The 13,625-nt window shown below is 71.8% G+C and carries 12 protein-coding genes and 1 pseudogene; 6 read left to right on the top strand and 7 right to left on the bottom strand.

Annotated features, from left to right (window positions below):
- Positions 1-4 precede the first annotated feature (4 nt).
- From IE264_RS28130 to IE264_RS28115, 4 genes are all read right to left on the bottom strand, one after another.
- Positions 5-1,894, bottom strand: a complete 1,890-nt coding sequence (locus IE264_RS28130) for an AfsR/SARP family transcriptional regulator (protein ID WP_032757249.1) — start codon at positions 1,892-1,894, stop codon at positions 5-7.
- Between the two features lie 15 nt (positions 1,895-1,909).
- Entirely contained in the window at positions 1,910-2,191 is a 282-nt protein-coding gene (locus IE264_RS28125; protein WP_032757248.1) for a hypothetical protein, read from the bottom strand.
- Between the two features lie 355 nt (positions 2,192-2,546).
- The gene (locus tag IE264_RS28120) at positions 2,547-5,132 is read right to left on the bottom strand and encodes an ABC transporter permease (protein WP_032757247.1); all 2,586 of its coding nucleotides are present in this window, start codon (positions 5,130-5,132) and stop codon (positions 2,547-2,549) included.
- Entirely contained in the window at positions 5,129-5,917 is a 789-nt protein-coding gene (locus tag IE264_RS28115; protein ID WP_015609036.1) for an ABC transporter ATP-binding protein, read from the bottom strand. The genes IE264_RS28120 and IE264_RS28115 overlap by 4 nt, the downstream gene beginning before the upstream one ends.
- 423 nt (positions 5,918-6,340) lie before the next feature.
- Here IE264_RS28115 and IE264_RS28110 point away from each other — a divergent pair, with 423 nt between their 5' ends.
- On the top strand, positions 6,341-6,964 hold the full coding sequence (locus IE264_RS28110) for a histidine phosphatase family protein (RefSeq protein ID WP_032757344.1): 624 nt from the start codon (positions 6,341-6,343) through the stop codon (positions 6,962-6,964).
- Positions 6,965-7,111: 147 nt separating this feature from the next.
- On the top strand, positions 7,112-8,785 hold the full coding sequence (locus IE264_RS28105) for an MFS transporter (protein ID WP_032757246.1): 1,674 nt from the start codon (positions 7,112-7,114) through the stop codon (positions 8,783-8,785).
- A 30-nt stretch (positions 8,786-8,815) separates the two neighbouring features.
- On the opposite strand, the gene IE264_RS28100 is transcribed toward IE264_RS28105, so the two are convergent.
- Genes IE264_RS28100 through IE264_RS28090 form a run of 3 tightly spaced genes read right to left on the bottom strand, consistent with a single transcriptional unit; the run spans position 8,816 to position 10,381 of the window.
- On the bottom strand, positions 8,816-9,412 hold the full coding sequence (locus tag IE264_RS28100) for an HAAS signaling domain-containing protein (RefSeq protein ID WP_032757244.1): 597 nt from the start codon (positions 9,410-9,412) through the stop codon (positions 8,816-8,818).
- Positions 9,409-9,783, bottom strand: a complete 375-nt coding sequence (locus IE264_RS28095; RefSeq protein ID WP_015609040.1) for a PadR family transcriptional regulator — start codon at positions 9,781-9,783, stop codon at positions 9,409-9,411. The genes IE264_RS28100 and IE264_RS28095 overlap by 4 nt, the downstream gene beginning before the upstream one ends.
- Before the next feature lie 46 nt (positions 9,784-9,829).
- Positions 9,830-10,381 (bottom strand): ATP-binding protein, encoded by a 552-nt coding sequence (locus tag IE264_RS28090; RefSeq protein ID WP_032757243.1) that lies wholly within the window; start codon positions 10,379-10,381, stop codon positions 9,830-9,832.
- Between the two features lie 167 nt (positions 10,382-10,548).
- Between IE264_RS28090 and IE264_RS28085 the strand changes: the two genes are divergently transcribed.
- The 4 genes and pseudogenes from IE264_RS28085 to IE264_RS38150 all read left to right on the top strand — a co-directional run.
- Positions 10,549-11,463 (top strand): helix-turn-helix domain-containing protein, encoded by a 915-nt coding sequence (locus IE264_RS28085; RefSeq protein ID WP_032757240.1) that lies wholly within the window; start codon positions 10,549-10,551, stop codon positions 11,461-11,463.
- Complete coding sequence (locus tag IE264_RS38155) at positions 11,420-11,548, top strand: DUF397 domain-containing protein (protein ID WP_308428530.1); 129 nt, start codon at positions 11,420-11,422, stop codon at positions 11,546-11,548. Before IE264_RS28085 ends, IE264_RS38155 begins: the two co-directional genes overlap by 44 nt.
- A gap of 127 nt (positions 11,549-11,675) precedes the next feature.
- Positions 11,676-12,509, top strand: coding sequence for a hypothetical protein (locus IE264_RS28080; RefSeq protein WP_015609043.1), 834 nt, complete (start codon positions 11,676-11,678; stop codon positions 12,507-12,509).
- 162 nt (positions 12,510-12,671) lie between these two features.
- Positions 12,672-13,439: pseudogene (locus IE264_RS38150) on the top strand (aminotransferase-like domain-containing protein); the annotation flags it as partial.
- Positions 13,440-13,625: the final 186 nt, after the last annotated feature.

Below are 13,625 nucleotides of genomic sequence, written 5' to 3'. Positions count from 1 at the left end.
GGGATCACACCTTCTCTGTGCGGCGGTTGCGGATCCGGACGGTTCTTCGCAGATGGGCGCGGAGCAGGTCGTGGATGCGGTACGGGCCGGGCGGCCCGTCCTCCAGAAGCCCGGCGTCGGCGAGCTGTTCCAGTACGTCTTCGGGGACGGGCGGGTGGCTTCCCGTACGTCCCGCGCCTTCCGGGCCTCCGGTGCTCCCGGTCCCGCCCAGCAGCTCCGGTGGGCCGGAACCGATGCGGAGGAAGGCCTCGGACAGCCGGGGGTCGAGGCGGCCCAGCGCGCGGTCGAAGAGGCCGCTCACCGAGTGGTCCGGGGAGTCGGTCAGGGTGAGGCGGGCGAGCGGGTCGTCGCCCAGCCAGTCGACGGCGTCACCGAGCCGGAGGCCGGGGCGGGTCAGCAGGCGGGCGGTGAGGATGCGCAGGGCGGCCGGGAAGTGGCCGCAGAGCGCGGCGAGTTGACGGGCGGCGCGGGGTTCGGCCTCCACCCGTTCCGTACCGAGGGCGGCGAGCAGCAGCGCGTACGACTCGGCCTCCGTGAAGGCGGTGAGCCGGTGCACCCAGCCGCCGTGGGTGGCGATGAGGCCGCCGAGCCCCATCCGGCTGGTGACGACGACGGCCAGGTCCGGCGACGTGAGCAGCGGGCGGACCTGGCCGGCGTCGACCACGTCGTCCAGGACCAGCAGGGCCCGCTCACCCGGGGGTCCGGAACCCAGCGCGGCGGCCACCTCGGCGGCGACCTCGTCCGCCGTACGGGGGTGGCCGTCCGCCCGGGTCATCCGGACGAGCAGCCGGCCGGCCGGGAAGCTGTCCCGTACGAGGTGGGCGACGTGCTGGGCGAGGGCGGACTTGCCGATGCCGGGGGCGCCGGAGACCAGGACGGTGAGGGGCCGCTGTCCGCCGGCGTCCGGGGGCGGTGGTGCGGTGAGCCGGGCGGCCATGGCGGCGGCCTCCGCCTCGCGGCCGGTGAAGTGGGGGACGGCGGGGACGGGGCCGACACCGGGGGCCGGGGCCGGGAGGGGGACGGCCTCGCCCCTGACGACCCGAGGCGTGGAGCCCGGGTCCAGGGCGGCGGGCGCGGGTTCAAGGGCGCCCACAGCCCCTCTGATCCCCACAGCCCCTCTGATCCCACCGGCCCCACTGCCCCCGCCGGCCCCCAGATCCTCGCCGCGCAGGATGGACAGCTCCAACTGCCGTAAGGACGGCGAAGGATCCACCCCCAGCTCGTCCAGGAGGAAGCCCTTCACCCTGCGGTACTCGGCGAGTGCCTGGGACTGGCGTCCGGTGCGGTAGAGGGCCTCGATGAGCTGCTCGTGGAACCTTTCGTGCCCCGGGTATACGCGCGTAGCGGTCCACAGGTCGACCAGTGCCTCGCCGCAGCGCCCGAGCCCCAGCAGCAGGTCGCAGACCCGCTCGACCGCACGGAGCCGCTCCTCCGAGAGCCGGGGCACCTCGTCCCGGTGCAGAACGTCGGACCGTACGTTGGCGAGCAGCGAGCCCTGCCAGAGCGAGAGGGCATCCTTGAGCGTGTAGAGCTCCGCCTCCGGGTCACCTGCGAGGGCCGTGGCCCGGCGCACCTGGTCGCGGAAGCCGAGGAGGTCCAGGGTGGGAGGCCCGGCGGTGATCCGGTAGCCGCCGGGGACCGCCTCGATGGACGTACCGGTGACCCCGTGCTTGGTGAAGAGCCGGCGCAGCCGCAGGACGCAGGTCTGGAGGGCGGCCTTGGCGGTGGCGGGCTGGTCCTCGCCCCACACCGCACGCTGCAAGTACTCGGCGGAGACCGTGGAGTTGGCGTGCAGGAGGAGCGCGGCGAGCAGGATGACGGGCTTGGAGGGCTGGAGCACGACGACATCGGGGCCGTCCGCGAGGGCCAGCGGACCCAGAAGCTGAAACCGCATCACGATCGGCCGGCCCTAGTCCCAGCCGTTGACCAGCTTGCACACCCGGACGGGCGGGGAGTCCGGGGGCAGTTGGCCGATGACCTCTGCCAGCTCCGTACAGATCAGCCGGGTGACGTGGTCGTGGGCACCGGCCGACGCGGAATGCGTCGCGGGTGCCGGGGAGGTGCGCTGGGGGGCGGCGGCCGCCGCGGGGCCGGCGAGGAGGGTGACGGCGGCGAGGGCGATTCCGGTGGCGAGGGCGGCGGCGGTGCGGGGCGAGCGGCGCGGCTTCGGGTGGGGCGAAGTCCTGTACACGTTGTCCCCTTTCGGCGGTGACGTCCGTGCCGGGGAGTCCCGGTACGGACGACGATGCCAGCGCCGGAGGAAGACGCAGAGGCGTAGCCGTGTCAGCTTGCTGCACGCGGCTACGCCCGCCCGTGCAACAAGCTGACAGCGCCCGCCGTGACCGGCGGGCGCTGTCAGGGAAGCGGATCGGCCCCGGGGCATTTGGAGGAACGCCCCGGGACCTACCGGTCATCCTACGGTGAACACCGTCTGTTCAACGGTCGGTTCAGAGTCCGGTTCAGAGGTGGTCGCGACCTCTGCTGCGCGGAGGACCCGGCCCCCGCCCCGAGGGCCCGAGGGGGCTCGGCCTCTGTCCCCCGGCGCCTCAGCCGTCCGTCGCGATGGCGTTGAGGACGTTCATCCGGCCCGCCCGGAAGGCCGGGACGAGTGCGGCGAAGAGTCCGACCAGCGCCGAGCAGGCGAAGACCGTGAGGATCGTCGGCCAGGGGATCTCCAGGACCTCCAGGCCCTCCAGAGCCAGCAGCTTCTGCGCCGCCGTTCCCCAGCCCATGCCCAAACCCAGTCCGAGGAGCGCTCCGAAGAGGGCGATGACCACGGACTCCAGCCGGATCATGCGGCGGAGCTGGCGGCGGGAGAGTCCGATGGCCCGCATCAGGCCGATCTCACGGGTCCGCTCGACCACGGAGAGGGCGAGGGTGTTCACCACGCCGAGCACCGCGACGATGATCGCGAGGGCGAGCAGACCGTAGACGATGTTCAGCAACTGACCGATCTGGTCCTTCAGGTCCTCCTTGAAGTCGGCCTGGTTCTGCACCTTGTAGACCGGGTACTCGGCGAGCGCGCTCTTGAGGGCCGCGTACGCCTCCTTCTCCTTGCCCTCCTCGGCCTTGCCGAACATCGCCACGTTCTGCGGCATCTTGTCGGCGGCTATGTACGCGGTGGCCGTGGTGAGGTTGGTGTACATCGCGCCGCGGTCGATGTTGGTGTCGTCGGAGGTGATGGCGGCGACCTTCAGCTTCGCGCTCTCCCCCGTCTTGAACGCGATGCTGAGGGTGTCCCCGACCTTGACCCCGTGCTTCTCCGCGTAGTCCTCGCCGACGGACATGGCGTTCTTGTCGTAGGCCTTCGCCAGGTCGCCGGAGAGGGCGGTGCGGCGGACGTCCTGCTGGTACGTCGGGTCGGTGGCGGTGATGCCCTCGTCGACCGTCCTGCCGTCGGGGGCGGTGATCTTCGCCTTGATGTACGTGTAGTCGGTCAGGTGCTCCAGGCCGGGCACGGCGTGCAGGGCCTCGGCGGCCTGGGGCACGATCGGCCGTCCCGCACCGCTGTCCTGGACGATGAAGTCCGCGCCGACCGACTTGTCGAGCTCCTCGGTGGCCGAGGCCACCATGGAGGACCCGACGACGGAGAGGCAGGCCACCAGGGCGAGCCCGATCATCAGGGCCGCGCCGGTCGCTCCCGTACGCCGGGGGTTGCGCAGCGCGTTGCGCTCGGCCAGCCGGCCGACCGGGCCGAAGAGCCGCAGGACGACCACGCTGAGGGCCCGGACGACGACACCGGCCAGCAGTGGGCCGATCACGATGAAGCCGATCAGGGTCAGCAGCACACCGACAGCGAGGAACCCCGAGCCCTCGGTGGCCTTGTCGGCCTGCGTCGTCGCCCACAGGGCGGCGCCGCCGGCCCCCGTGAGGACCAGACCGATACCGGCCCTGACCCAGCCGGACTTGGCGTCGGCCGGGGTCCCCGCGTCGCGGAGCGCGGCCATCGGGGAGACCTTGCCGGCCCGGCGGGCCGGGATGTACGCGGCGAGGACGGTGACGACGACACCGAGCACCAGGCCGATCACGGGCGTCGTCCAGGCGACGGTGAGGTCCCTGGTGGACAGCTCCATGCCCACGGCGCCCATCAGCTTCATCAGCCCGACGGCGAGTCCGATGCCGGCGGCGACACCGAGGACGGAGCCGACGATGCCGAGGAGGACCGCCTCCAGCAGCACGGACCGGTTGACCTGCTTGCGGCTGGAGCCGATGGCCCGCATCAGGCCGATCTCACGGGTCCGCTGGGCGACCAGCATCGAGAAGGTGTTGACGATGAGGAAGATGCCGACGAGGAAGGCGATCCCGGCGAAGCCGAGCATCGCGTACTTCATGACGTCCAGGAAAGCGCCCATGGAGTCCTTGTTGGCGTCGGCGGCCTCCTGCTGGGTCTGCAGCCTGTACGCGGCGGAGCCGTCGAGGGCCGCGGCCACGTTCTTCTTGAGCTGGGTGTCGCTGACGCCGCTCTCGGCGGTCACCAGGACCTGGGTGAAGACGTCGGGGGCGCCCAGCAGGTGCTTCTGGGCGGTGGCGGTGTCGAGGTAGACGACGGCCGCGCCCGGGTTGGTGACGGTGAAGGACGCGATGCCGCTGATCTTCGCCCTGATGTCACCGGTGACGGCTATGGTGCGCAGCTCGTCGCCGATCTTCAGCTTGTGCTTCTTCGCGGTGTCGCCGTCGACCATCACCTCGGTGGGGCCGCGGGGTGCGTGTCCGGAGGTGATCTCCATCGAACGCAGGTCGTTGTCGGTCCAGTTGCTCGCGATGGTGGGGGCGCCGGTCTCGGAGCCCATGTTCTTGTTCTCGCTGTTGACGACGGTGACCGCCATGGAGAAGGCGGCGCCCTCCGCCTTCTTCACGCCCTCGGCCTTCTCGACCTGCTGGACGAGCGAGGCGGGCAGGGACGCGGGCTTACCGTTGTCGGGCTGCTCGTCGTTCTCCTCGGCACCCTTCGGGCTGACCGTGACGTCCGGGGAGGACACGGCGAAGAGCTTGTCGAAGGTGGTGTTCATCGTGTCGGTGAAGACGAGCGTGCCGCAGACGAACGCCACGGAGAGCAGCACCGCCACCGCGGAGAGAGCCATCCGGCCCTTGTGCGCGAAGAAGTTGCGCATCGAGGTCTTCCAGACAGTCATGACGTCCGCCCACGTGCGTCGAAGTGCTTCATGCGGTCGAGGACCTGGTCCGCGGTCGGGTTGTACATCTCGTCGACGATGGAGCCGTCGGCGAGGTAGAGCACCCGGTCCGCGTAGGAGGCGGCGACGGGGTCGTGGGTGACCATGACGATGGTCTGGCCCAGCTCGTCGACCGACCTGCGGAGGAAGGAGAGGACTTCGGCCCCGGCCCGGGAGTCCAGGTTCCCCGTCGGCTCGTCACCGAAGATGATCTCCGGCCGGGCGGCGAGCGCCCGGGCGACGGCGACGCGCTGCTGCTGGCCGCCGGAGAGCTGGGTGGGGCGGTGCTTGAGGCGCTCGGCGAGTCCGACGGTCTCCACGACCTGGCGGAGCCAGTCGGCGTCGGGCTTGCGGCCCGCGATGTCCATCGGCAGCGTGATGTTCTCCAGCGCGTTGAGCGTGGGGAGCAGGTTGAACGCCTGGAAGATGAAGCCGATCCGGTCGCGCCGGAGCTGGGTGAGCTTCTTGTCCTTGAGCTTGGTGATCTCGGTCTCGTCGAGGAAGATCTCGCCCGACGTCACCGTGTCGAGACCGGCCAGGCAGTGCATCAGCGTCGACTTGCCGGAGCCGGACGGGCCCATGATCGCCGTGAACTGCCCGCGGGCGATGTCCACGTCGACATGGTCGAGCGCGACGACCCGGGTCTCCCCGCTGCCGTAGGCCTTGACGACCTGCCGCGCTCGCGCCGCGACGGCCGTACGCCCTCCAGTGCCCCCGTGCCTGGGAATGGTTACAGCCGTTGTCACGGTATGTCTCCTATATCGCTTGATGACGTGCCGGTCGACGAGGACCCGGCTGTTGGCCGGGCCATGTCGATGAATGACGGACGCCGTTGAGTACGGTCCAAGTCTGGGTTGAGCAAGCTGTCCGGCGCGATGGTGCCCAGCGCAGTCTTGAGGTGGGGTTTTCCCCACCCTCCCCCCTGCTGCCGGCCCCAGGCGCGACGTAGGAACAGGTTAAGGAAACGCCCTCGCTCTCCACGTCCTCCGCCGGGAGGAAGGGGCCCTGGCCACTATGAGGGGGTGCCCCCTAGGGGGAGTCGTCCTCCGGGGGGAGACGGGGTCAGGGTCCCCCTGGCCACGGGGTCGGGGTCGCCCCCGGGGAACCGGGGAACGGAAGCGTGGCGTCCACCGATGGACATGATCACCAACGGCCCGAAGGGGTTGGGAATGCCCGCCACAGCCACCCGCTACCTCCACCTCGTCCGGCACGGCGAGGCGACACCGGACGAGAGCGGCCTGACGGAGAACGGCCGCCGCCAGGCCACCCTGCTCGGCCGGCGCCTCCGGGACATCCCCTTCGCAGCGGTCCACCACGGCCCGCTCCCCCGGGCGGAGGAGACCGCGCGCCTGATCGCCGACGAGCTGGAGGACGTACCCCTGCACCGCTCGCCACTCGCCGGCGACTACGTCCCCCACCTCCCGCGCAGGGATGAACTCCCGCCGGACTCCGCCGACTTCTTCCTCCGCTTCCTCGAAGGGGCCTCCGACGAGGAACGGGCGCACGGCCCCGCACTGGCCCGCCGGGCGCTGGACCGGTTCACCGGCCCGGTCGACGGCGAGGAAGACCGCCACGAACTGGTCGTCACCCACAACTTCCTGGTCGCCTGGCTCGTCCGGGACGCCATGTTCGCGCCCAAGTGGCGCTGGCTCGGCCTCAATCACGCCAACGCGGCCCTGACCGTCATCCGTTACCCGCCCGACCGCCCCGCCTCCATCCTCCTGGCCAACGACATGCGCCACCTCCCCGCGGACCTGCGCTGGACCGGCTTCCCGCCCGAACAGCACCTCTGACCCCGCCGCTTCGGCAGGCACGCCCCCGCCCCTCCCGAAAGCACGCCCCCGCCGCTGCCCCAGGACCGACCTCACCCGAACGCCCCCACGCCGCCGCCCGGGATGAGACAGTGCCCCGGGAGATACGTGCATAGGGAAGGAAAACCGGTGGGCGGCACGGAAGCCAGGGACGGCAAGGGGGCTGCGGCAAGCGCGGGCGGCGCAGGTGACGCGGACGGCCCCGGCGGCCCGCCCGCCCCGGGCGGCACAGCGGACGGCACGAAAATCCCCGCCGCCCTCACCACCCCCCGCGGCCGCCGCCCCGTCGTCGCGGCCCTCATGCTCGGCATGGCGCTGGCCGCCATCGACGGCACCATCGTCTCCACCGCCGTACCCCAGATCGTCGGCGACCTCGGCGGCTTCACCGTCTTCTCCTGGCTCTTCTCCGGCTACCTCCTCGCCGTCACCGTCACGCTCCCGGTGTACGGGAAGCTCTCCGACACCTTCGGCCGCAAGCCGGTCCTGATCGCCGGGATCATCCTCTTCCTGGCCGGCTCGCTGCTCTGCGCCGCCGCCTGGAACATGGCCGCGCTCATCGCCTTCCGCGTCATCCAGGGGCTCGGCGGCGGCGCCCTCCAGGGCACCGTCCAGACCATCGCCGCCGACCTCTACCCCCTGAAGGAACGACCCCGCATCCAGGCGAAGTTGTCCACCGTCTGGGCCACCTCTGCGGTCGCGGGACCCGTGGTCGGCGGGCTGCTCGCCGGGTACGCCGACTGGCGGTGGATCTTCCTCATCAACCTTCCGGTCGGCGCGGTCGCCCTCTGGCTGGTCGTCCGCCACCTCCACGAACCCGCGCGTCCCCGCCCGAAGACCCGTCCCCGTATCGACTGGGCGGGCGCCCTGGCCGTCTTCGCCACGGGCACCCTGCTGCTCACCGCGCTCGTCCAGGGCGGGGTCGCCTGGCCCTGGCTCTCGGCGCCCTCGCTCGGCCTGTTCGCGGCGAGCGCGGCGCTGGCCGCCCTGACCGTCGCCATCGAACGGCGGGCGGCGGAGCCGATCATCCCGGGCTGGGTCTGGCGCCGCCGCACCATCGCCTCGGTCAACCTGGCGCTGGGCGCGATGGGCCTGCTGATGGTCGCGCCGACCGTCTTCCTGCCCACGTACGCGCAGTCGGTCCTGGGCCTCGGCCCGATCGCCGCCGGTTTCGTGCTCTCGGTCATGACCCTGAGCTGGCCGGTCTCGGCGGCCCTCTCCGACCGGGTCTACAACCGCATCGGCTTCCGGCTCACGGCCATCATCGGCATGAGCGCCGCCCTGCTGATCCTGCTGGCCTTCCCGCTGCTCCCCTACCCCGGCGAACCCTGGCAGCCCGCCCTGATCATGCTGCTGCTCGGAGCGGCCCTCGGCCTCTTCCAACTCCCCCTGATCGTGGGCGTGCAGTCGACTGTGGGGTGGGCGGAGCGCGGTACGACGACGGCGTCCGTGCTCTTCTGCCGCCAGGTCGGCCAGAGCATCGGCGCGGCAGTCTTCGGCGCCGTCGCCAACAGCGTGCTGGCCGCCCGCCTCCTCGACGCCCCCGCCCCCGGCCTCCCCGACGACCTGGACGCGGTCGCCCGCGCCCTGGAGGACCCGGGCGCGCTCTCGGCGGCGGCCACGGACCACCTGCGGCGGGCGGTCGACGCGGCGGTGGACTACGTCTACATCGGCGCGGCCGGGGCAGCGGCCCTGGCGCTGCTCGCCCTCGTCGTCCTCGCCCCGCGCCGCTTCCCGGTCATCAGCGAGGCGGTCATCACCGAGGCGGCCATCACCGAGACGGGCGACTCGCCCGACGCGAGGTAGGAGCCGGACCCCCGGCCCGGCGACGCCGCCTCAGGCGCGGCGGACCCTCCAGAGCCACGCCGCCGTACCGGCCATCAGCGCGGACGCCGCCAGGTTGGCGACGAGAGCGGGGCCGGAACCCTCCGGGGCACCGTCGGACAGGTTCCAGACACCCATGGCGACACCCGGCAGGACGACGGCGAGCAGGACGCCGATGATCTTCCTGCGGGCGGTCCAGTGCACCGAGGTGCAGAGAAGGACCGCGCCGGTGATCCGGACCAGGCCGCCGATCAACGAGCCGCCCTCGTCGGGGAAGACCATCCCGACGGGCTGCGCGAGCGCGAGCAGCAGGACGGGGACCAGGGGGTGGACCTTCCCGCGCCGGGCGGGTGCGCCCGATCCGCCCCAGGCCGGGGACGCGGCGGGCCCGGTCCCCGACTCGGCCAGCGCCGTCGCCGCGATGGCCCGGGGGTCGCCCAGCTCCGCGAGGATCTCGCCGATCACGGCGTCGGGACGCTCGGCGCGCGCCACCTCGATGTGCTCGGCGAGGTCGGCGACGAGTTCTTGGCGGCGGTCGGCGGGAAGGGCGGAGGCCTCGCGCTCCACGGCGGAGAGATAGTCGCGTACGGGGTCCTGAGAGGTCTTCATGCGAGGTCTCCGGTGGAAGGGTGCGGGGTGGCCAGGAAGGTGTCGACGGCATCGCGGAAGCCGGGCCAGACACGGGTGAACTCGTCGAGCGCGGCCCGGCCGCTGTCGGTGAGCGCGTAGTAGCGACGGGGCGGCCCGGAGGCGGACTCCTGCCAGGTGGTGGTGACCAGGTCGTCACGGCGGAGCCGGGAGAGCAGCGGGTAGACCGTGCCCTGGCTGGTGGCCAGGGCACCGGATTCCTCCAGCGCCTGGAGGAGCTCAACGCCGTAGCGGGGCCGGTCCCGCATCAGAGCGAGTACGCAGTACTCCAGGACGCCCTTGCGCAGCTGGGCGGCCGCCCGGGCCTGCTTGGTCGAATCACCTGGTTCCATGCGATGCAAGATACCTGGTCGAACAAGCAGGGAGGAAGGGGGCCCCTCAATCCACCGAAGCCTCCCGGGTTCGCACGGAAGCCTCCTGGGGCCGCCCGGCCGCCACCTCCGCCCACACCGTCTTCCCGATCGGATGGCGGGGCTCCCATCCCCACCGCGTCGCCAGGCACTCCACCAGGAACAGCCCGCGCCCCGACTCCCGGTCATCCGGCGGCAGCACCGGCTCCTCGGGCGTCCGGCCCAGCCGGGCGTCCGAGACCTCGATACGGAACCGGCTCGCGGCCCCCTCGTGGTCCACCCGCACCGCGAACTCCGTCCCCGGCAGACTCCCGTGCCGCACCGCGTTGGCAGCCAGCTCCGCCACCACCAGCGCTACGGCGCACGACACGTCCGCCATCGGCCCGAACCCCCACTGCCCCAACTGCCGCACCACGGCATGCCGCGCCTCCTGCGCGCCCTGCGGCGTGGAGGGGAACTGCCGGGACAGCGAGCCGTACCCGTTGCCGCTCAGCCCGAAGCCGCGCCGGACGGAAGGAGCCTCCTCCAGCCCGTCGGCCTGCTCCGCTGCGCTCATCCTCTTGCCGGTCATGGGGACCATCCACTCGCTCGACTCCTCTCACGTCACCCACACGTGCGGGCTCCGTAACGTTCCGTACTCAAGAGTCGGCCGTCCGCCCTAGCCTCGGAAGGTGACAGCGCCTTACCTCGCAGGCCGTAAGGAACGGAAGTAACGCCGTGGCCAAAGCAATTGACCCGCAGGCCTCCATGGCCGCCCTCTTCGGCACCCGGGTGCGCAAGCTCCGCGAGGCGGCCGGGCTCACCCAGACCGAAGTGGGTGCCCGCACCCACGTGGTCGGCAGCCGCATCACCCAGATCGAACGCGCGACCGGAGCGAAACCGACGCTGGAGCTGACCCGGGCCCTCGACCGGGAGCTGGTCGCGGACGACCTGCTGATCGACCTGTGGCCGTACGTGTACCGGGAGGCGTACCCGGACTGGTCGCAGGCGTTCATCGCGTACTCCGCCCGCGCGGCGGTGATCCGCGAGTACTCCTCGCACGCCGTGCCGGGCCTGCTGCAGACCCCCGAGTACGCGCGGGCCCTGCTGAGCATGGGCCACTCACTGCGGGACGCCGAACACCTGGAGGAGCGTGTCGCGGCCCGGCTCGACCGCCAGGTGCGGCTCACCGGCCCGGACCGGCCGGAGCTGTGGATCATCCTCGATGAAGCCGTGCTACGCCGACCGGTCGGCGGATCCGCCGTGATGCGCGGCCAGTTGAAGAAGCTGCTGAGGATGGCGGAGGAGCCCAACATCACCGTTCAGGTGCTGCCGTTCGACCAGGGCGCGCACGGTGCGCTGGCCGGCTCCCTCACCGTGCTGGTGCTGCCGGACGGCATCCAGGTCGCCTACACGGAAGGCGCGCACCACGGCCAGTTGACCGAGGAACCGGAGGAGGTCGAACGGTTCGTTCTGACCTACGATCACCTCAGGGCGATGGCACTGCCACCCCTGATGTCGCTCGAACTGATCCGATCCGTGCTGGAGGTTGATTACCGTGGAAGCCGCGTCCCGTCCCGATCTGACCGCCGCCGCCTGGCGCAGCAGCAGCTACAGCAACGAGGAGGGCGGCAACTGCGTGCAGGTGGCGGACGGATTCCCCGGCGTCGTCCCGGTCCGTGACAGCAAGAACCCGGGCGGCCCCGCACTCGTCCTCCCGGCCACGGCCTGGACCGCGTTCATCGACGCCGTAACAGCCGCCGAATAGACCTCGCGCGCCCCTCCCAACGCGGCGATCGACCATGATCGCCGCGTTGGTACGCTGACGCACCGCCGGCTGCCCGTGAGGTCCGGGCAGCCGGCCCGTCACCGCCCGTACAGCCAAGAGGTGCGCAGTGAACGCAGGTCGCAGCAGAAATCCCAGGAGCCGAAGATCCGGCGTCGTCGCCGCCGTCGCGGGAGCCGTGGTCCTCACCACGCTGACCGCCCCTCCGGCGCAGGCCGCTCCCACAGGGCTCGTCGTCTCGAACGTCGTCGTCAACAACGGCAAACCCATCGTGGTGGGCACCAAGGAGGAGAAGGAGCCGCCGGTCACCTTCCAGGTCTCCCTGCCGCCGGGGCTCTCCACCTCCAAGCCGTCCGCGTACACGGCCAAACCGTTCCTCTACCGGGGCGCCAAGCTTCCGAAGATTCCGGACAACGACAGCCTGCGCATGGGCATGTACACCTGTTACCCGGTCAACGACTGGAACGAGCGCTGCGAGGGCACGCTCTTCATCGACCCGCCCTACGACCTCGACTCGAACGGTGACGCCACCACCTGGAAGGTGGGCCTCACCCTGCGCCTCTGGAAGCCCGACGGGCGGCTCAAGGCCGAGGAGTACAAGAAGGCCCCCGGCTCCGTACAGCTCAAGCGCTGGGGCAAGGCCACCGTCAACGCCTCCCCCGAGCCGGTGAAGAAGGGCAAGAAGCTCACCGTCACCGGGAAGCTGACCCGGGCCGACTGGGTGAAGCACACGTACACCGGCGTCGCGGGCAGCGCCAAGCTCCAGTTCCGCAAGAAGGGCAGCTCGGCCTACACCACCGTGAAGACGGTGAAGTCGAACTCCGCGGGTGCTCTGAAGACCACCGTCACCGCGTCGGTGGACGGCTACTGGCGCTGGACGCACAACGGCTCCTCCACCACGGGCCCCGCCACGTCCACCGCCGACTTCGTCGACGTGCGCTGATCCGGAGAACCCGGAACTGGCTCGGCCACCCGCGTACGGGCCCGCCCCGGCGGCTCCGTACGCGGTGGTGCGCGGGAGGGCGGGGACCGCTGGACGCCCCGGTACGACCTGCTGCCGGGCGTCCCCGACCTCCGCGCGTTCCCGCGCAAGCGCTGGGCCGACATGGCGCGCGCGGCGACCACCGAGCTGACCTGGGACGAGCTGGGCTACCCCGACGCGGCGGGGCTGCCACGGCTGCGCCGGCAGCTCGCCGCCTACCTCGCGCGCGGGCGCGGCGCCCAGGTGGAGCCCGGACAACTCGTCGTCTGCGCAGGCACGTTGGACGCGGTCATGCGGCTGCGCCGGGGCCTACGGACCGCCGGGCACACCCACGTGGCGGTCGAGGACCCCGGCTGGACGCAGCTCCACCTCACCGTGGCCGCCGCAGGGCTGACCCCCGTCGCGATACCCGTGGACGAGGACGGCCTGCGCGTCGACCTCCTGCATCAGGCCACTGCCGCCCGGGCCGTGATCGTGGCCCCGGCCCACCAGTTCCCCACCGGCGTCGTCCTCGCCCCCGCCCGCCGCGCCGAACTCGCCGACTGGGCACGGGAGGTGGACGGCCTGGTCATGGAGGACGACTACGACGCCGAGTTCCGCTACGACCGCCATCCCGTGGGCGACTTGCAGGGGGCCGCGCCGGACCATGTCGCCCTGCTCGGTTCGCTGAGCAAGACCCTCTCCCCGGCCGTACGGCTGGGCTGGATCGCCGCTCCCGAACGGTGGACCGACGCCCTCACCGCGAGGGACACCGGAGGCACCCCGCCGCCCGTCATCGACCAGGACGCCTTCACCCGCTTCGTCGCCTCCGGCTCGTACGACCGCCATCTGCGGGCCTCCCGCCTGCGCTACAAACGCGGCCGCGACCACCTCCTGCGCGAACTCGCGGCCAGGCTGCCCGGACAGGCCGTCGGCGGGGCGACCGCCGGATTCCACCTGCTCCTGCCCCTGACGGACTGCCCGGCGGGCGCGGTGGTGGAGGAGGCGGCGCGGGCGGACGTACGCCTGGCGAGCCTGGACGACTACCGCCTGACCCCGACCGAGGCAGATGCCTCCACCCTCGTCTTCGGCTACGGG

The sequence above is a fragment of the Streptomyces microflavus genome, assembly GCF_014650075.1.
Taxonomy (GTDB): domain Bacteria; phylum Actinomycetota; class Actinomycetes; order Streptomycetales; family Streptomycetaceae; genus Streptomyces; species Streptomyces microflavus.
The sequence above is the reverse complement of the archived record's forward strand: the minus strand, read 5'-3'. Positions and strand labels throughout refer to the sequence as shown.

Excerpts from the sequence above, each read along its gene's own strand:
- IE264_RS28130 (WP_032757249.1), bottom strand. The coding sequence starts at position 1,894 with ATGCGGTTTCAGCTTCTGGGTCCGCTGGCCCTCGCGGACGGCCCCGAT.
- IE264_RS28120 (WP_032757247.1), bottom strand. The coding sequence starts at position 5,132 with ATGACTGTCTGGAAGACCTCGATGCGCAACTTCTTCGCGCACAAGGGC.
- IE264_RS28110 (WP_032757344.1), top strand. The coding sequence starts at position 6,341 with ATGCCCGCCACAGCCACCCGCTACCTCCACCTCGTCCGGCACGGCGAG.
- IE264_RS28100 (WP_032757244.1), bottom strand. The coding sequence starts at position 9,412 with ATGAAGACCTCTCAGGACCCCGTACGCGACTATCTCTCCGCCGTGGAG.
- IE264_RS28095 (WP_015609040.1), bottom strand. The coding sequence starts at position 9,783 with ATGGAACCAGGTGATTCGACCAAGCAGGCCCGGGCGGCCGCCCAGCTG.
- IE264_RS28090 (WP_032757243.1), bottom strand. The coding sequence starts at position 10,381 with ATGGTCCCCATGACCGGCAAGAGGATGAGCGCAGCGGAGCAGGCCGAC.
- IE264_RS28085 (WP_032757240.1), top strand. The coding sequence starts at position 10,549 with ATGGCCGCCCTCTTCGGCACCCGGGTGCGCAAGCTCCGCGAGGCGGCC.